Below are 17,618 nucleotides of genomic sequence, written 5' to 3'. Positions count from 1 at the left end.
GACATCGCCCCGGTCAGGGCAGGCGCCAGTCGACCGGAGCGGCCCCCAATGTACCGAGCAATTCGTTCGTCCGGGAAAAAGGCCTCGATCCGAAGAATCCGCGCGAAGCGGACAGCGGTGAGGGATGGGCCGATTCTATGTAGGGAACGTCGCCGAGCATCGGCTTCAGCGTCGAGGCGTCGCGGCCCCACAGGATCGCGACCAGCGGCTGCTCGCGGGCGACGAGCGCGCGAATCGCCTGCTCGGTCACCGCTTCCCAGCCCTTGCCGCGATGCGAGGCGGGCTGGCCCGGCTGCACGGTGAGTACCCTGTTCAGCAGGAGCACGCCCTGATCCGACCACGGCGAGAGATCACCGCAGGACGGCGTCGGGTGCCCGAGGTCCTTGGAGTACTCGGAGAAGATGTTGGCCAGGCTGCGCGGGACCGGCGAAACATCCGGCGCCACCGAGAAACTCAGGCCCATGGCGTGGCCCGGCGTCGGGTACGGATCCTGGCCGACGATCAGCACGCGCACCTTGTCGAAGGGCCGCTGGAACGCCCGTAGCACGTTCTCGCCCTTCGGGAAATAGCCGCGGCCGGCGGCGTTCTCGGCACGCAGGAACTCGCCCATCTCGCCTATCCGGTCGGCGACCGGCTCCAGCGCCTCGGCCCAGCCCGTATCGATGATCTCCGACAGTGGTTTTGCGCCCATGTCGGGACAACATAGCCTGGCGAGTCGCACGGCGATACCTCACCCGCCTTCCGCGAACGATTCCCAGCCGCCCGGTCCGTCCCACGACGCGCCGTCGACGGTGACGCCGGTTCCGGCGGCGACTCGCCCCACCGCTCGCCAGCCTTCCGGAAGTTGTTGTCCCGCAGCGAAAGTGGCGGCGAAGGCGTGATCCTCGCCGCCGGTGAGTGCCCAGCCGAGCGGGTCCGCGCCGAGCAGGTCGGCCACCGGCCGCAGCGCCGGGTCGGCGAGCGCGGCGGAGTCGACATCGATCGACACCGCGGAGGCCTCGGCGAGATGACCGAGGTCGGCGAGCAGGCCGTCGGAGACGTCGGCCATGGCCGTGATCGCCGCCGCCGCGGGCATACCCAGCACCGTGTCGTACGGCGGCTGCGGAACACGATGCGCCGCAACGACTTCGGGGAACTTCTCCGGATCGGCGCCGGACGCCAGCACCGCCAGTCCGGCCGCCGACCAGCCGAGCCGCCCCGCCACCGCGACGATGTCGCCGGGCCGGGCCCCCGAACGCAGCACCGGGCGGTCGGGCGGGTCGCCGAACGCGGTCACGGAGATCACCAGCAGGGGGCTGCGCACCAGATCGCCCCCGGCTATCGAACCGCCCGCCCGGCGCGCCTCGGCCCACATGCCCTCGACGAACTCGTCGACGAAGGCGACCGGAGTGTCGGCGGGGCAGCCCAGCGACACCACGAACGCGCTCGGCGCCGCGCCCATCGCCACCACGTCGGCGGCGTTCTGCGCGATCGCCTTGCGGCCGATGTCGCGCGGGGCGGACCAGTCCAGCCGGAAATGCCGATCCTGCACCAGCATGTCGGTGCTCACGACGTACCGCCCGGCGGGCGCGGCCACCACCGCCGCATCGTCCCCCGGCCCGAGCAGCACCCCCGAACTCTGCCTGCGACCGCCGTTCATACGCGCGATCAACGCGAACTCCCCCAACTCACGCACCGTGCGCGGGCCGTTGTCGCCGATGACACTCTCCTCTCCCTGGCTGGACCCATCGACACTACTGACGCCGCCCGGGGGCGCACCGCGCCCCGCCCACACACCGGCTGCCCGCCGCGAGGCGTTCGATACGCTCGGGTCCGGAATTTCCCAGTAGCGGCACTGCCGGACCGCGGCTTAGCGGCCCGAGCGCGGACGAGCGGAGACGAACCCCCGGATGAGCAGCGACAAGGACCGGCCGGAAGACACCACCCCGTCCCGGGCCGAAGTTGACGGGAAGTCGGAAGCCGCCCAGGCGAGCAGTGCGGCCGAGCCCGCCGCGGCGTCGGTGAGCGACGGGGCGAGCAGTGCGGCCAAGCCTGACAGCGAGTCGGAAGCCACCCAGCCGAGCAATGCGGCCGTACCCGACAGCAAGCCGGAAGCCGACAAGACGAGCGGTGAGGCCGATGAGAGTTCGGAAACCGATGGGAGTTCGAAGGCCGAGGAGGAGCAAGCCGCCGAGGGCTACGACGACTCCTCCGACGCCCCGAAGTACTCCCCCGCGCTGATCGCCACCGCTGTGGCGCTGCCGGTGGCGCTGATCGTCGCCATTCTCGTGATCGCGGTGCTGTCGCGGCAGAATCCGGTGCGGGAGCCGTTGGCGCTGGGGTCGATTCCCGCGCCCGCGGCCGATGGGCCCGCGTGTGGCGCGTTGTTGCCCGCGCTGCCGGACAAGGTGGGTGAGTACACCCGGGCCGAGCTGGCTCAGCCCGCTCCGCCCGCCACCGTCGCGTGGCAGCTGCCCGACGGCGGTGATCCGATCGTGTTGCGCTGCGGGCTGGATCGGCCCTTGGAATTCAACCGGGCCTCGGCATTGCAGGTGGTCAACGGCGTCAACTGGTTCGAGGTTCGCGACCAGACCTCAGGCGTCACCTCGGGCACCTGGTTCGCCGTCGACCGCGGCACCTACATCGCCCTCACCGTCGCCGACAGCGCCGGCCCCACGCCCCTGCAAGAAGTCTCCGACACGATCACCAAAACCATCCCCGCCCAGCCGATGGACCCGGGCCCGCTCCCCAACTGACCTGGGAGAGTCCACACAACTCGTCACCGCCCCGGCACGCCCCCACCAGCCGTCATCCCGGAACTACGAGAGCGGAAGCCACGAGCGATTCGGTGGCCGCTCGAACGCACAGCCACCACCGCACCAACTCAGCGCAGCCCGGTCCCCCGTGCCAGCGCGGTGTCGATCAGCGTGGTGATGAGGGCCGAGTTGTCGATGCCCGTCGCCTCCCACATCCGCGGGTACATCGAGATGGAGGTCATGCCCGGCATGGTGTTGATCTCGTTGAGCACGGGGCCCGAATCGGTGACGAAGAAGTCGACCCGCGCCAGCCCCTGGCAGTCCAATGCCCGGAAGGCACGCACCGCGAGGTCCCGAACCTGTTGGGCCACATCGTCGTCGAGTTTGGCGGGGATGTCGAACTCGCACACGTCGTCGAGGTACTTGGTGTCGAAGTCGTAGAAGCCCGCCGCGTCGGTCTCGGTCTCGGGCATCCGAATCTCCGCGGGCACACTGGCTTCCACCCGGCCGTCGGGGAATTCCAGTACGCCGCACTCGATTTCGCGGCCGACGATCGCCGCCTCCACGATCACCTTCGGATCGTGCCGCCGCGCGACGGCGACGGCCTCGTCGAAGTCCGCCCACCGGTCCACCTTGGTGATGCCGATGGACGACCCCCCGCGGGCCGGCTTCACGAACACCGGCAACCCCAGCCGCTGCCGGTCGTCCTCGGACACGCTCGTCTCGCCCGGCCGCAGCACCAGATGATCGCCGACCGGGAGCCCCTCGGCGAGCAGGAGTTTCTTCATGAACTCCTTGTCCATACCGGTGGCGCTGGCGAGCACGCCGGGCCCGACGTACGGCAGGCCCGCCAATTCCAGCAGCCCTTGGATGGTGCCGTCCTCGCCGAACGGGCCGTGCAGCACCGGAAACACGACGTCGACCGCGCCGAGCCCGGAGCCGGGATCGCCGAGTGCCAGCAGGTTGCCGGACCGGGTCGGATCCGCCGCCAGCACCAGTTCGGTGCCGGAGGCGTCCACGGCCGGCAGCGACCGGTCGGAGATGGCGAGTTCACGGCTGTCGGCACCGCCCAGCACCCAGGTGCCCTCGCGGGTGATGCCGATCGGCACCGCCTCGAATCGTTCTGGGTCCAGCCCGCGCAGCACGAAACCGGCCGACACGCAGGAGACGGCGTGTTCGTTACTGCGCCCGCCGAAAACGACCGCCACCCTGATCCGAGTCATAAAGCGAACCGTACCCGGACAGGTTACGAACCAATCATTCCGGCTTCATCCGCCGCCCGAGCAACTGGCCGACGGCCTCCGCCACCGACAAGCCCTCGTGACACACCCGGTGCACCGCGGTGGTCAGCGGCATCTCCACCGAGTTCCGCTCCGCCAGCGCGCGGATCGACGTGCACGATTTGACGCCTTCGGCGACCTGCCCGTGCGTCGCCTCCTGGGCGGCCTGCATCGACCCGCCCTCGCCCAGCACGTGCCCGAACGAGCGGTTGCGCGACAGCGGCGAGGTGCAGGTGGCGACCAGGTCACCGACCCCGGCCAGCCCGGCGAGGGTGACCGGGTTGGCCCCCAGCGCGACGCCGAGCCGGATGATCTCGGCCAGCCCGCGCGTGATCAGACTCGCGATCGAGTTGTCGCCCAACCCCATTCCCGCCGCGATCCCGCAGGCCAGGGCGATGACGTTCTTACTCGCGCCGCCGATCTCGCAGCCCACCACGTCGGTGTTGGTGTACGGCCGGAAGTAGCCGGTGGCGCAGGCGTGCTGCACGGCCTCCGCGCGCGCGGCGTCGGTGCACGCCACCACCGAGGCGGCCGGTTGCTCCCCCGCGATCTCGCGCGCCAGGTTCGGTCCCGACAGCACCGCGATGCGGCTCGCGGCCGCGCCCGTGACCTCGGCGATCACCTCGCTCATCCGCAGCAGCGTGCCGGTCTCGATGCCCTTGGCGAGACTCAGCAGGGTGGCGTCGGGACCGATCGCGTCCTTCCAGTCGGCGAGATTGGCGCGCAGCGACTGCGACGGCACCGCGAGCACGACCGTGTCGGCCCCGTCGAGCGCGGCGCGGAAATCGTCGGTCGCGGCGATGCCCGGCAGCAGCACATCGGGCAGGTAGGCGGGGTTGCGATGCTCGGTGGCCAGGACTTTGGCCACTTCGGGACGTCGTGCCCACACCGTCACCTCGGTGCCCGCGTCGTTCAACACCTTCGCGAACGCGGTGCCCCACGACCCCGCGCCCATCACTGCCGCCCTAGTCATGCAGCCAATATGCCACTCACCGCGCGGCACCCGCGGCAAGTCCGCCCACGCACCCGGATGCCGGACGATCGCCAGTGGTGATCTCCCCCACGGGACGCCGTACGCCCGCGCTGCCGGAGGCGGCACGAGAAAACACCGCGTGGGACGATTGGCGCATGCGTCCGGATACCGTCCACGCCGTGATCGCGGTGAAGCACCTCGATCGGGCCAAGAGCCGACTCGCCGACCGGTTGCCGACCGGTGACCGGTCGCGCCTGGTGCTGGCCATGCTGTCGGACACCGTCTGCGCCGCGCTGACGGCCGGGCTCGGCTCGGTGACGGTGGTGACGCCCGACCAAGCGGTCGCGGCCGCCGTTCGCGAGCTGGGCGCGGACGCGCACCCCGACCCGGAGACGGTCGCCGCGACGCCGCCCGCGGGCGCCGACAACGGTCTCAACACCGCGCTGGCGGCGGGCGCGGCGGCCGTCCGGGCCCGGCACGGAGCGGTGGATCTGCTTGCGTTGCAGGCGGATCTGCCCGCGCTGCGTCCCGACGAACTGACCGACATGCTGGCCACCGCGCCCGCCGGCCGCGCGCTCGTCGCCGACCACGCCGGGCGCGGCACCGCGGCGCTGCTGGTCCGCGACGGCGTCGAGCTGAATCCGCTGTTCGGCGGGGATTCCGCACGCCGCCACCGGGATTCGGGGGCGAAGGAGCTCCCCGGCGACTGGCCCGGGCTGCGGCTGGACGTCGACACCGAGGCCGACCTGGAGCGGGCGGTGGCGCTGGGCGTGGGACCGGCCACCGCGGCGGTCCTGGAATCCATCGGCTGGCCGGAACATGTTCACCGCAAGCTCACACGGAGGTACGCGCTGAATCACATGTGTGCTGGATGATCGCCGGAGCGGCGCCGTAGACAGTGTAACGGCGGTGTTGCGCGTGACACCGCCCGAGGGTAAGGGATGATCGTGAGTGTGAGTGAAACGGAGACCGTCCAGCAGCAGCCGCGTCTGCCGGCAGCGCCCCCGGCGGCCACGCCGCCACCCACCGACACCGCGACACCGCAGTTGCCCGCCGATCGCTACCTCAATCGCGAACTCAGCTGGCTGGACTTCAACGCCCGCGTGCTGGCGCTCGCCGAGGACACCTCGGAACCGTTGCTGGAGCGGGCCAAGTTCCTGGCCATCTTCGCCTCCAATCTCGACGAGTTCTACATGGTCCGCGTCGCGGGCCTCAAACGCCGCGCCGAGGCGGGTCTGTCGGTGCGCTCGGCCGACGGCCTGACACCCACCGAGCAGCTCGAGCTGATCGCCAAGCGCACCCAGGACCTGGCAGAGCGCCACGCCCGGGTCTTCCTCGACCAGGTGCAGCCGGCGCTGGTCGAGGAGGGCATCGCCATCATCGGCTGGGCGGATCTGGACGACGAGGAGCGCCGCCGGCTCTCGGGCTACTTCCAGGACCAGGTCTTCCCGGTGCTCACCCCGCTGGCGGTCGATCCCGCCCACCCGTTCCCCTACATCAGCGGCCTGAGCCTCAATCTCGCTGTGACGGTGAAGGATTCCGAGACCGGCGGCGAGCACTTCGCGCGAGTCAAGGTGCCCGACAACGTCGATCGGTTCGTGCGGGTGCGCCGCACCACCGCCGAGGGCGCCGCCGCCCGGCTCGCCGCGTTCCTCCCGATGGAGGATCTGATCGCCGCCCATCTCGATCAGCTGTTCCCGGGAATGGATGTGGTGGAACAGCATTCGTTCCGGATCACCCGCAACGCCGACTTCGAGGTGGACGAGGACCGCGACGAGGACCTGCTGCAGGCCCTGGAGCGCGAGCTGGCCCGGCGGCGCTTCGGTTCGCCGGTGCGCCTGGAAGTCTCCGACGACATGACCGAGCACATGCTCGATCTGCTGCTGCGTGAACTCGACGTGGATCCGGGCGACGTGATCCAGGTGCCGGGCCTGCTGGACCTGTCGTGCCTGTGGCAGGTGTACGGGGTGGACCGGCCGCACCTCAAGGACGCGCCCTACGTCCCCGCCACGCCCCCGGCGTTCGGCGAAAGGGAGACGCCCAGAAACGTTTTCGCGGCGCTGCGCGAGGGCGACGTGCTGGTGCACCACCCGTACGACTCGTTCTCCACCAGCGTGCAGCGGTTCATCGAACAGGCCGCCGCCGACCCGCAGGTGCTGGCCATCAAGCAGACGCTGTACCGCACCTCCGGCGACTCCCCCATCGTCAACGCCCTCATCGACGCCGCCGAGGCCGGCAAGCAGGTGGTGGCCCTGGTGGAGATCAAGGCCCGCTTCGACGAGCAGGCCAACATCAAGTGGGCGCGCCAGCTGGAGCAGGCCGGCGTGCACGTGGTCTACGGGCTGATCGGCCTCAAGACCCACTGCAAGACCTGCCTGGTGGTGCGCCGCGAGGGCGCCACCATCCGCCGCTACTGCCACATCGGCACCGGCAACTACAACCCGAAGACCGCGCGGCTGTACGAGGATGTCGGATTGCTCACCGCCGCACCGGAAATCGGGGCGGACCTGACCGACCTGTTCAACTCGCTGACCGGGTATTCGCGAAAGGCCAACTACCGCAACCTCCTGGTGGCCCCGTCGAGCGTGCGCTCGGGCATCGTCGAGCGGATCCGCCGCGAGACCGAGCTGGCCCAGCAGGGCCTGCCCGCGCGGATTCGCTTGAAGGCCAACGCGATCGTCGACGAACAGATCATCGACGCGCTGTACCGGGCGTCGCAGGCGGGCGTGCCGGTGCAGATCGTGGTGCGCGGCATCTGCGGACTGCGCCCCGGCGTGCCCGGCATGAGCGACAACATCGAGGTGCGCTCGATCCTGGGCCGCTTCCTGGAACATTCGCGGATACTGCACTTCCGCGCGCAGGACGAGTTCTGGATCGGCAGCGCGGACATGATGCACCGCAATCTCGACCGCCGGGTGGAGGTCATGGCGCAGGTGAAGGACCCCAGGCTGTGCGAGCAGCTGGAGCAGGTGTTCGAATCGGCACTGAATCCGTCGACCCGCTGCTGGGTGCTCGAAGCCGACGGCAACTGGCAGGCGCAGCCGGACCCCGACCTCGACCACAGCGAACAGGTCCGCGACCACCAGGAGTTCCTCATGCGGCTACGTCGACCGGGTCAGCAGTGAATCGCTCGGCGACACCGGATCTGGAGGATTACGGGGTGTCCGATCCCCGGGTCAAAGCCAATATTCTCGCCGCCGGCGCGGTGCTGTGGCGGCGCACGCCCGCCGGGGCGGTCGAGGTGGCGCTCGTGCACCGGCCCAAGTACGACGACTGGTCGCTGCCGAAGGGGAAGCTCGACCCCGGCGAGACGCCGATGGTCACGGCCGTGCGCGAGGTGGCCGAGGAAACCGGTCTGCACAGCCGCCTGGGCCGCTATCTGGGCCATGTGACCTATCCGGTCACCGGCCATCGCAAACTCAAGCGGGTGGACTACTGGGCCGCCTCGGTCGCCGAGGGCGAATTCGTCCCCAATTCCGAGGTCGACCAGTTGCGCTGGCAGCGCGTCGACCGGGTGATGGATCAGCTGTCTTATCCGATGGACCGCACCATGGTGCGCAATTTCCTGCGACTGCCCCCGGATACCGCGACGCTGGTGCTGGTGCGCCACGCGAAGGCGGGCCGGCGCGAACGTTTCCGGGGCCCGGACGACGAACGCCCGCTGGAGAAGGCCGGTCGCGACCAGGCGGCGGCACTGACGCCCAATCTGCTGGCATTCGGTGCCGCCGAGGTGTACTCGGCGCCGCCGCTGCGGTGCGTGCAGACCGTGGAGCCGCTGGCGCGGTCGCTCGGCGTCGAGATCGGGCTGGAGCCGCTGCTGTCCGAAAGCGGTTATGCCGCAGCCCCGGACGACACTCTCGCCCGCGTGCGCGAGCTGGTGTCCGCCCCGGTCGTGCGCGCGATCTGCAGTCAGGGCAAGGTGATTCCGCCGCTGCTGCGCCGCTGGGCCGAAATCGACGGTGTCACACTGCCGCCCGCGCGCAACCGCAAGGGCAGCATGTGGGTGCTGTCGATCGCCGACGGCCGGTTGGTCGCCGCCGACCACCTCGACAAGGCCCTGCGGGCGCACGGTCACAAGCACGAGGCGGCGCCGGGCGCGAAGAGTTCCACCAACGGAGCGCGATAAACCTTCTCGCACAAAAGGACCGCACACACGAAGCGGCCCCGGCCGGAGGGCCGGGGCCGCTTTCGCGTGGAGCCGTCAGCGCCGCGTGGTCCGCTTGGCGGCGGTGCGCTTGGCGGCGGTCTTCTTCGCCGGGGCCTTCTTCGCCGTGGTCTTCTTGGCGGTGGCCTTGGTCGCCGTGGCCTTCTTGGCCGGCGCCTTCTTCACGGCGGTCTTCTTGGCCGCCGTGGTCTTCTTCGCCGCGGTGGTCTTCTTGGCCGCCGTGGTCTTCTTGGCCGCGGTCGTCTTCTTGGCCGGCGCCTTCTTGGCGGCGGTCTTCTTGGCGGCCGTGGTCTTCTTGGCGGCCGTCTTCTTCGCCGTAGTCTTCTTGGCCGCGGCCTTCTTGGCCGTCTTCTTGGCCGCACCCGACACCGGCGCTGCGACACCGCGTTTCACGGCCGGACCGGCCGCGGCGATCTTCTGCTTACCCGCAATGATCGCCTTGAACTGCGCGCCCGGCCGGAAAGCCGGCACCGAAGTGGGCTTCACCTTCACGGTTTCGCCGGTGCGGGGGTTACGCGCCACCCGCGCCGCGCGCTTGCGCTGTTCGAACACACCGAATCCGGTGATGGTGACACTCTGACCCTTGTTCACCGCGCGCACGATCGTGTCGACAATCTGCTCGACTGCCGCAGTGGCCGTGCGCCTGTCAGTACCCAACTTTTCGGTCAGAACGTCGATCAGTTCCGCCTTGTTCATTGAATCCTCCGCAGACTAATGGCCCGTCGTCGGACCGACTAGGTACCACGGTAAACCCTCAATGGGCAAGAGTCTATGTGCCACGCCAAATTTCATGTGGCGTGGCACACGCGCAGCAACCGTGATTGGTAGCTCCCAGCTAACACCCAGGACTGTTTACGCCTGCGAAATAGCGTCCGGAATGGTGGTGGGTTTCCATGCCGGCCTTGCCTTTTCGAAGGCGCTGATGGCGTCTTCCCGCCGGAGTGTCAGCCCGATGTCGTCCAGACCCTCCAGCAGGCGCCACCTGGTGTAGTCGTCAATATCGAAGGGCAACACGGTGGTTCCGGCGGCCACCGTGCGCGCCTCGAGATCGACGATCAATTCCAGGCCAGGCTGTTCCTCGAGCAACTTCCAGAGCAATTCGACATCATGTTGTGACATCCGGGCCGCCACCAGACCGCCCTTGCCGGCGTTGCCGCGGAAGATGTCCGCGAAGCGCGACGAGATCACGACCCGGAAGCCGTAGTCGAGCAGCGCCCAAACGGCGTGCTCGCGCGAGGAACCCGTGCCGAAATCCGGACCGGCCACCAGGACACTGCCCCGGTTGAAGGGCTCGGTGTTCAAAATGAACCCCGGATCCGACCGCCACGCCGAGAACAGCCCGTCCTCGAATCCCGTTCGGGTGACCCGCTTCAGATACACCGCCGGGATGATCTGATCGGTGTCGACGTTGGATCGGCGCAGCGGCACGCCGATCCCCTTGTGTACCTTGAACGCTTCCATCAGTTCTCCTCCAAAGTCCGTGTAATTCGGCCGATCAGTTCAGATCCGCAGGTGAGGACAGCGTTCCGCGCACCGCCGTGGCCGCCGCGACCAGCGGCGAAACCAGGTGCGTGCGGCCGCCTTTGCCCTGCCGGCCCTCGAAGTTCCGGTTGGACGTCGAGGCGCAGCGCTGACCGGGCGAAAGTTGATCGGGATTCATTCCCAGGCACATCGAGCAGCCCGCCTGGCGCCATTCCGCGCCGGCCGCGGTGAAAATCTCGCCCAGCCCCTCGGATTCGGCCTGCGCGCGCACCCGCATGGAACCGGGCACGATCAACATCCGGACGCCGTCGGCGACCTTGCGACCTTGCAATACCCCGGCCACGGCGCGCAGATCCTCGATACGCCCGTTGGTGCAGGAGCCGACGAAAACGGTGTCGACCGCGACCTCGCGAAGCGGAGTACCGGGCTCCAAATCCATGTATCGCAGTGCCTTCTCGGCCGATTCCCGCGCCGTCTCGTCGGAGAAATCGGCGGGATTCGGCACGGCCGCGCCCAGCGGCGCGCCCTGGCCGGGGTTGGTGCCCCAGGTGACGAACGGCGTCAGCGTCGAGGCGTCGATATGCACCTCGGCGTCGAATTCGGCGCCCTCGTCGGTCTTCAGCGCCTCCCAGGCGGCGACCGCGGCGTCCCAGTCCGCGCCCTGCGGCGCGTGCGGGCGGCCCTTCAGGAATTCGTAGGTGACCTCGTCGGGAGCCACCATGCCCGCGCGGGCGCCGGCCTCGATGGACATGTTGCACATGGTCATCCGCGCCTCCATGGACATGGCCCGCACGGCCTCGCCCCGGTACTCCAGCACGTAGCCTTGGCCGCCGCCGGTGCCGATCTGCGCGATCACGGCCAGGATCACGTCCTTGCTCGTGACACCGGGCGGCAGCTGCCCATCGATGTTGATCGCCATGGTCTTGAAGGGGCGCAGCGACAGCGTCTGGGTGGCCAGCACGTGCTCGACCTCGCTGGTGCCGATGCCCATCGCGATCGCGCCGAACGCGCCGTGCGTGGAGGTGTGCGAATCACCGCACACCACGGTCATTCCCGGCTGGGTCAGGCCCAGCTGCGGGCCGACCACGTGCACGATGCCCTGCTCCAGATCGCCCATCGGGTACAGCCGGACCCCGAACTCGGCGCAATTGCGCCGCAGCGTCTCGACCTGGGTGCGGGAAACGGGGTCGGCGATCGGCTTGTCGATGTCGACGGTCGGGACGTTGTGGTCCTCGGTGGCGATGGTGAGATCCGGCCGCCGGACCGGGCGTCCGGCCGCGCGCAGGCCGTCGAAGGCCTGCGGGCTGGTCACCTCGTGCACCAGGTGCAGGTCGATGTAGATGAGATCGGGTTCGCGCGCATCGCCCTCGCCGGTTCCGCGTGTGACGACGTGCTGTTCCCAGACCTTCTCCGCCAGGGTGCGTGGCCGCTCGGCCATCTCATATCACCTTTCGCTACGACGACGCGCCGAAAATGGGCTGACGACGCGTTCATGATTTGCGCTTCTCAGTATGCGAGACGCTAGTATCGTTCTATGAGACAGCATAGCGGCATCGGGGTGCTCGACAAAGCCATGGCCGTGCTCTACGCCGTGGCCGAGCAGCCCTGCGGCCTCAACGAGTTGTGCACCCGCACCGGCCTGCCCCGCGCCACCGCGCACCGGCTGGCGGTGGGGCTCGAGGTGCACCGCATGCTGGCCCGCGACGTCAACGGATTGTGGCGGCCCGGTCCCGCGCTGTCCGAACTGGCCACCACCGCGGCGGATCCGCTGCTGGACGCCGCGAACGCCATCCTGCCCCGGCTGCGCGAGATCACCGGCGAGAGCGTGCAGCTCTACCGGCTCGACGGCCATTCGCGCGTCTGCGTCGCGGCGCTCGAGCCGACCTCCGGCCTGCGCGACACCGTGCCCGTGGGCGCGCGGCTCCCGCTCACCGCGGGCTCGGCCGCCAAAGTGCTGCTGGCCTGGGCAGATCCGGAACTGCAACGCGGCGTGCTGACCGACGCGGTCTTCGGCGAGCGGGCGCTGGCCGAGGTCCGCCGCCGCGGCTGGGCGCAGAGCGCCGCCGAACGCGCGGCCGGGGTGGCCAGCGTCTCCGCGCCCGTGCGGGACGCGTCCGGGGCCGTGGTCGCGGCGGTGTCGGTGTCGGGCCCGATCGACCGGATGGGCCGCCGGCCGGGCGCGCGGTGGGCGGCGGACCTGGTGGCCGCGGCCGACGCCCTGCACAAGCGGCTCTGAGGCCTCCCACGAGCCGCTCCGAGGCAGTGACGCAGGCCATACGCCGTAAAGTAGAGTCGGCCCATGGGAGCTAATCAACGCGCGCAGATCGTGATGTCCGACGCGGAGATCGCCGAGTTTCTGGAGCACAGCCGCATCATCACGCTGGCCACGCTGGGCAAGTCGGGCCTGCCGCACCTGACCGCCATGTGGTACGGGCTTGTCGACGGCGCGATCTGGTTCGAGACGAAGGCCAAGTCGCAGAAGGCGGTCAACATCCGCCGCGACCCGCGGGTGACGGTGCTCGTGGAGGCCGGCGACACCTACGACCAGCTGCGCGGCGTCTCGATCGAGGGCCGGGCGGAGATCGTGGACGACGCCGAGGCGCTGTTCCGGGTCGGCGTCAGCGTCTGGGAGCGCTACACCGGGCCCTACAGCGAGGAGGTCCGCCCGATGGTGGAGGCGATGCTGAACAAGCGCGTCGCGATCCGCGTGGTGCCCGAGCGCACCCGCAGCTGGGACCACCGCAAGCTGGGCCTGCCCGAGCTGCCTCCGGGCGGCAGCACCTGGCCGCAGGCCTGAGCGAGAACGAGAAAACCCTCCAGCCGTGAGCTGGAGGGTTTCAGTAGCCCCGACGGGATTTGAACCCGCGCTACCGCCTTGAGAGGGCGGCGTCCTAGGCCGCTAGACGACGGGGCCAGGAATGGTCTCCGCGAGGGGAGGCCTCCGAGGAGGCTCGGCCAGCTTAACCGGCCGGAGCCCGGTGAACCAAATTCACCACATGCGTTCCGCTGCGGCCGCGAACCGAGCCGGAGTGGCATGCTCCGCTGGGGTACCAGGACTCGAACCTAGAATGGCTGAACCAGAATCAGCTGTGTTGCCAATTACACCATACCCCAATGACCTGGGCTTTCAGCCGACTCCCTGGCGGGGAGAGGACCTCGTTCCGGGCCGAGAGAAAGATTACCAAACCCCTCCCGGAAAACTACAAATCAGCAGCTCAGCGGCCGTATTTCGGGGGCGGTTCGGCGCGGCGGCCGGTCGTCGGACCGCCGCGCCCGCACCGCGCTACGCCGCCTCGGCCGCGCGCAGCCGTTGCATCGTCAGCTCGCGCCCGAGCAACTCCAGCGACTCGTACAGCGGCGGGCTGATGTGCGATCCGGTCACCGCGACTCGCACCGGCGCGAAGGCCTTGCGCGGTTTGAGCCCCAGATCGTCCACCAGAGCCGTTTTCAGCGCGCTTTCCAGTGCGACCGCCGACCAGTCCGAAACGCCCTCCAGCGCGGCGATGGCGGCGCGCAGCACGGGGGCCGCGTCGGCGCCCAGATTCTTTTCCGCCGCGGCCGGGTCGACAGCGAACTCGGCCGGCGGAACGAACAGGAACTTCAGCAGATCCCAAGCGTCGCCGAGTACCACGATCCGGGTCTGTACCAACTCCGCGGCGGTTGCGAAAAGGCTCTCGTCCACTTCCGCGCCGATGTGTCCCTGTGCGGTCAGGTACTCGCGCAGTCGGTGGGCGAAATCACCGGGTTCCAGCAAACGAATGTGCTCGGCGTTGATCGCGTCCGCCTTCTTCTGGTCGAAGCGCGCCGGATTCGAATTCACTTTCGATATGTCGAAGGCCTCGACCATCTCCGTCATGGAGAAGACGTCGCGGTCGTCGGTGAGGCTCCAACCCAGCAAAGCCAGGTAATTCAGCAAACCCTCCGGGATGAATCCGCGGTCGCGGTGGACGAACAGATTCGACTCGGGATCACGCTTGGACAACTTCTTGTTGCCCTGCCCCATCACGAACGGCAGATGCCCGAACTGCGGCGTGAACTCCGCGACCCCGATCCGCTGCAACGCCTCGTACAGCGCCAGCTGCCGCGGGGTCGACGAGAGAATGTCCTCGCCGCGCAACACGTGGGTGATCTTCATCGACGCGTCGTCGACCGGATTCACCAGCGTGTAGAGCGGATCGCCGGTGCCCCGGGTCAGCGCGAAGTCGGGCACCGTGCCCGCCTTGAAGGTGGTTTCGCCGCGCACCAGATCGTTCCAGGACAGGTCGTGGTCGGGCATCCGCAGCCGGACCACCGCCCCGCGGCCCTCCGCCTTGTAGGCGGCGATCTGCTCGGGCGTCAGGTCGCGGTCGAAGTTGTCGTAACCCAGCTTCGGGTCGCGGCCGGCGGCCCGGTGGCGCTCCTCGACTTCCGCTGGCGTGGAGAAGGATTCGTAGGCCTCCCCGGCCGCCAGCAAACGCCGCACCACATCGAGATGAATCTCACGCCGCAGCGACTGCCGGTACGGCCCGTAGGGTCCGCCGACCTCCGGGCCCTCGTCCCAGGTGAGCCCGAGCCACCGCAGCGCGTCCAGCAGCGCGGCATAGGATTCCTCGGAATCGCGTGCGGCATCGGTGTCTTCGATGCGGAACACGAAGGCGCCGCCGTGGTGGCGGGCGTAGGCCCAGTTGAACAACGCCGTCCGGATCAGGCCGACGTGCGGCGTGCCGGTCGGCGACGGGCAGAAACGGACCCGTACGTCAGACATGTTCCTTCTCTCGATCAGCGTTTGGCGGCAACGGGATTGGTGAGGGTGCCGATGCCCTCTACCGTCACGGAGACGGTTTGCCCATCCTGCATCGGTCCTACACCTTCCGGTGTGCCGGTGAGGATCACGTCACCCGGCAGCAGCGTCATCACCGTGGTGACCCATTCGATCAGCTTCGGGATGTCGTGCAGGAGAAGCGAAGTCCGGCTGCGCTGGCGCACCTCGCCGTCGAGTTCGGTGGTGATTTCCAGATCGCCCGGGTCGAGGCTCGTCTCGATCCACGGCCCCAGCGGGCAGAAGGTGTCGTACCCCTTGCCGCGCGTCCACTGCCCGTCGTGGCGCTGCTGGTCGCGGGCGGTAACGTCGTTGGCGACGGTGTAGCCGAGGATCACGTCGCGGGCGCGCGCGGCGGGCACGTCCTTGCACGGCCGGCCGATGACGACGGCGAGCTCGCCCTCGTAGTCGACCTGAGAGGAACTGGGCGGCAGCACGATCGGGACGTTCGGGCCGACGATCGAGGTGTTCGGCTTGAGGAAGATGACCGGTTCGGCCGGGGCCTCGCCGCCCATTTCCTGGGCGTGTGCCGCGTAGTTCTTGCCGACGCACACCACCTTGCTCGCGAGGATCGGGGCGAGCAGCCGCACATCGGGCAGCGGCCAGCTGCGGCCGGTGAACGTCGGCGTGCCGAACGGGTGCTCGGCGATCTCTTTCGCCACTCCGTCCGAACTCGATCCCTCGATGCTGACGAACGCGACTCCCTCGGGACTGGCAACTCGACCTAGGCGCATGGCTCGACAGTCTATCCACCTCGTGGTATGGGCCCGACCGGGTGGTCTGCCTGCGCGGACGGGCGGGGTTTCGCGCGGGGCGCCGGGGCGGTGGATACGGCCGGGCGCGGCGGTGTACCGTGAAGGCGTGTTCACACAGTAGGACTGTGTTCCCAATATTTGAGATTCCGAGGTGACGCCATGACCGCCGCGACCCAGCTGCACGCGACCCGCCGGTGGATCATGCTCGCCCTCGGCGTCTTCGCGCAGAGCTCGAGCGCCGTCATCGTGCACGGCACCCCGTTCCTGCTGCCCGCGCTGACCGACCGCGGGATGCCTTTGGCCACAGCGGGTCTGCTGGTGGCGATGCCCACGGTCGGGTTGGTCTGCACGCTGATCGCGTGGGGCTACGCGGTCGACCGGGTCGGCGAGCGTGCCGTACTGGTGGCCGGGCCGGTGGTGATGTGCGTGGCCGGGGCGGCCGCCGCCATGGTCACGAACTACGTCGCTTTGGGGGCACTGTTGTTCCTGGCGGGCATGGGCGCGGGCTCGACCAACGGCGCCAGCGGCCGGGTGATCGTCGGCTGGTTCCCGCCGAATCAGCGTGGTCTGGCGATGGGGATCCGGCAGACCGCGCAGCCGCTGGGCGTCGCGGTGGGCGCCCTGACGATCCCGGCCGCCGCTGCGGCACACGGCTTTTCTACCGCGATCGCGATTCCGGCCGCGATGGCGGGCCTGGCCGCGGTGGGCTGCGCGATCGGCATCATCGACCCGCCGCGCCCGGAGATCTCCGGCGGCGAGCGCCCCGCGAACCCGTACCGCGGCGACACCACGCTGTGGCGGATTCACCTGGTGTCGGTGCTGCTGGTCGTCCCGCAGGCCACCGTGTGGACGTTCGCGCTGCTGTGGCTGCATCGCGACGTCGGCCTGTCGCTGACGGCGGCCGGCGTTCTGGTCACGTGCTCGCAGCTGCTGGGCGCGGCGGGTCGCATCGGCGCGGGCGTCTGGTCGGACCGGGTCGGCAGCCGCCTGCGCCCGCTGCGCACCGTCGCGGTCGCGGCCGCGATCTCCATGGGCGCGTTGGCGTTTGCGTCCTGGCTGCACTGGTGGTGGGCCGCGATCCCGATCCTGGTGGCCGCCTCGGTCATCACCGTCGCCGACAACGGCCTGGCCTTCACCGCCGTCGCCGAGATCGCGGGCCCCTACTGGAGCGGCCGCGGCCTGGGCATCCAGAACACCGGCCAGAACCTGGCCTCCGCCGCCATCGCCCCACTGTTCGGCGCCCTCATCACCGCCTCCGGCTTCCCCGCCACCTACGCGGTCACAGCCGTAATAGCCACCGCCGCAATCCCATTGGTCCCCCTCGCCCGCCACGCGAAGGTCGCCTGACCGCGACCGGCAACCCGCACGGTCCAGTACCCGATTTCAGCACGAACGTGCGTGCGGATGACGGGTGTGAAGTGCGTTGTCAC

Annotated in this window: 16 protein-coding genes and 2 tRNA genes; 7 read left to right on the top strand and 11 right to left on the bottom strand. The window is 69.4% G+C overall.

Annotated features, from left to right (window positions below; genetic code table 11):
- Positions 1-13 precede the first annotated feature (13 nt).
- Together IU476_RS19850 and IU476_RS19845 are read right to left on the bottom strand one after the other, a co-directional pair.
- Positions 14-691, bottom strand: coding sequence for a uracil-DNA glycosylase (locus tag IU476_RS19850; RefSeq protein WP_195102674.1), 678 nt, complete (start codon positions 689-691; stop codon positions 14-16).
- A gap of 39 nt (positions 692-730) precedes the next feature.
- On the bottom strand, positions 731-1,675 hold the full coding sequence (locus IU476_RS19845) for a thiamine-phosphate kinase (RefSeq protein WP_195102238.1): 945 nt from the start codon (positions 1,673-1,675) through the stop codon (positions 731-733).
- Between the two features lie 325 nt (positions 1,676-2,000).
- Here IU476_RS19845 and IU476_RS19840 point away from each other — a divergent pair, with 325 nt between their 5' ends.
- The gene (locus IU476_RS19840; RefSeq protein ID WP_438944046.1) at positions 2,001-2,735 is read left to right on the top strand and encodes a DUF3515 domain-containing protein; all 735 of its coding nucleotides are present in this window, start codon (positions 2,001-2,003) and stop codon (positions 2,733-2,735) included.
- Positions 2,736-2,863: 128 nt separating this feature from the next.
- Here IU476_RS19840 and IU476_RS19835 read toward each other — a convergent pair whose 3' ends face one another.
- A complete protein-coding gene (locus tag IU476_RS19835) occupies positions 2,864-3,958 on the bottom strand; it encodes a D-alanine--D-alanine ligase family protein (protein ID WP_195102234.1) in 1,095 nt (364 codons plus the stop codon).
- A gap of 34 nt (positions 3,959-3,992) precedes the next feature.
- On the bottom strand, positions 3,993-4,988 hold the full coding sequence (locus tag IU476_RS19830) for an NAD(P)H-dependent glycerol-3-phosphate dehydrogenase (protein ID WP_195102232.1): 996 nt from the start codon (positions 4,986-4,988) through the stop codon (positions 3,993-3,995).
- A gap of 155 nt (positions 4,989-5,143) precedes the next feature.
- On the opposite strand from IU476_RS19830, the gene cofC reads away from it, so the two are divergent.
- The 3 genes from cofC to IU476_RS19815 all read left to right on the top strand — a co-directional run bounded on the left by cofC (position 5,144) and on the right by IU476_RS19815 (position 9,114).
- A complete protein-coding gene (gene cofC, locus IU476_RS19825) occupies positions 5,144-5,863 on the top strand; it encodes a 2-phospho-L-lactate guanylyltransferase (RefSeq protein ID WP_195102230.1) in 720 nt (239 codons plus the stop codon).
- A 66-nt stretch (positions 5,864-5,929) separates the two neighbouring features.
- Positions 5,930-8,113 carry an RNA degradosome polyphosphate kinase gene (locus IU476_RS19820; RefSeq protein WP_195102228.1) on the top strand — a complete coding sequence of 728 codons (2,184 nt, stop codon included), beginning with the start codon at positions 5,930-5,932 and terminating at the stop codon, positions 8,111-8,113.
- A gap of 35 nt (positions 8,114-8,148) precedes the next feature.
- Positions 8,149-9,114, top strand: a complete 966-nt coding sequence (locus IU476_RS19815; RefSeq protein ID WP_195102226.1) for an NUDIX hydrolase — start codon at positions 8,149-8,151, stop codon at positions 9,112-9,114.
- A gap of 75 nt (positions 9,115-9,189) precedes the next feature.
- On the opposite strand, the gene IU476_RS19810 is transcribed toward IU476_RS19815, so the two are convergent.
- The 3 genes from IU476_RS19810 to leuC form a co-directional block, all read right to left on the bottom strand.
- Positions 9,190-9,849 carry an HU family DNA-binding protein gene (locus tag IU476_RS19810; RefSeq protein WP_195102224.1) on the bottom strand — a complete coding sequence of 220 codons (660 nt, stop codon included), beginning with the start codon at positions 9,847-9,849 and terminating at the stop codon, positions 9,190-9,192.
- A 156-nt stretch (positions 9,850-10,005) separates the two neighbouring features.
- Positions 10,006-10,614, bottom strand: coding sequence for a 3-isopropylmalate dehydratase small subunit (gene leuD, locus IU476_RS19805; protein ID WP_195102222.1), 609 nt, complete (start codon positions 10,612-10,614; stop codon positions 10,006-10,008).
- A 34-nt stretch (positions 10,615-10,648) separates the two neighbouring features.
- Positions 10,649-12,073, bottom strand: coding sequence for a 3-isopropylmalate dehydratase large subunit (gene leuC, locus IU476_RS19800; protein ID WP_195102220.1), 1,425 nt, complete (start codon positions 12,071-12,073; stop codon positions 10,649-10,651).
- Positions 12,074-12,169: 96 nt separating this feature from the next.
- Here leuC and IU476_RS19795 point away from each other — a divergent pair, with 96 nt between their 5' ends.
- A complete protein-coding gene (locus tag IU476_RS19795) occupies positions 12,170-12,871 on the top strand; it encodes an IclR family transcriptional regulator (RefSeq protein ID WP_195102218.1) in 702 nt (233 codons plus the stop codon).
- 63 nt (positions 12,872-12,934) lie between these two features.
- Positions 12,935-13,432 (top strand): pyridoxamine 5'-phosphate oxidase family protein, encoded by a 498-nt coding sequence (locus IU476_RS19790; protein WP_195102216.1) that lies wholly within the window; start codon positions 12,935-12,937, stop codon positions 13,430-13,432.
- 44 nt (positions 13,433-13,476) lie between these two features.
- On the opposite strand, the gene IU476_RS19785 is transcribed toward IU476_RS19790, so the two are convergent.
- The 4 genes from IU476_RS19785 to IU476_RS19770 form a co-directional block, all read right to left on the bottom strand.
- Positions 13,477-13,549: transfer RNA gene (locus IU476_RS19785), tRNA-Glu, on the bottom strand.
- Positions 13,550-13,677: 128 nt separating this feature from the next.
- A tRNA-Gln gene (locus IU476_RS19780) sits at positions 13,678-13,749 on the bottom strand.
- A gap of 169 nt (positions 13,750-13,918) precedes the next feature.
- On the bottom strand, positions 13,919-15,379 hold the full coding sequence (gltX, locus tag IU476_RS19775; protein WP_195102213.1) for a glutamate--tRNA ligase: 1,461 nt from the start codon (positions 15,377-15,379) through the stop codon (positions 13,919-13,921).
- 14 nt (positions 15,380-15,393) lie between these two features.
- On the bottom strand, positions 15,394-16,167 hold the full coding sequence (locus tag IU476_RS19770) for a fumarylacetoacetate hydrolase family protein (RefSeq protein WP_195102211.1): 774 nt from the start codon (positions 16,165-16,167) through the stop codon (positions 15,394-15,396).
- A 180-nt stretch (positions 16,168-16,347) separates the two neighbouring features.
- On the opposite strand from IU476_RS19770, the gene IU476_RS19765 reads away from it, so the two are divergent.
- On the top strand, positions 16,348-17,535 hold the full coding sequence (locus IU476_RS19765) for an MFS transporter (RefSeq protein WP_195102209.1): 1,188 nt from the start codon (positions 16,348-16,350) through the stop codon (positions 17,533-17,535).
- Positions 17,536-17,618 lie beyond the last annotated feature (83 nt).

The organism is Nocardia blacklockiae, assembly GCF_015477355.1.
Classification (GTDB): Bacteria; Actinomycetota; Actinomycetes; order Mycobacteriales; family Mycobacteriaceae; genus Nocardia; species Nocardia blacklockiae.
The sequence above is the reverse complement of the archived record's forward strand: the minus strand, read 5'-3'. Positions and strand labels throughout refer to the sequence as shown.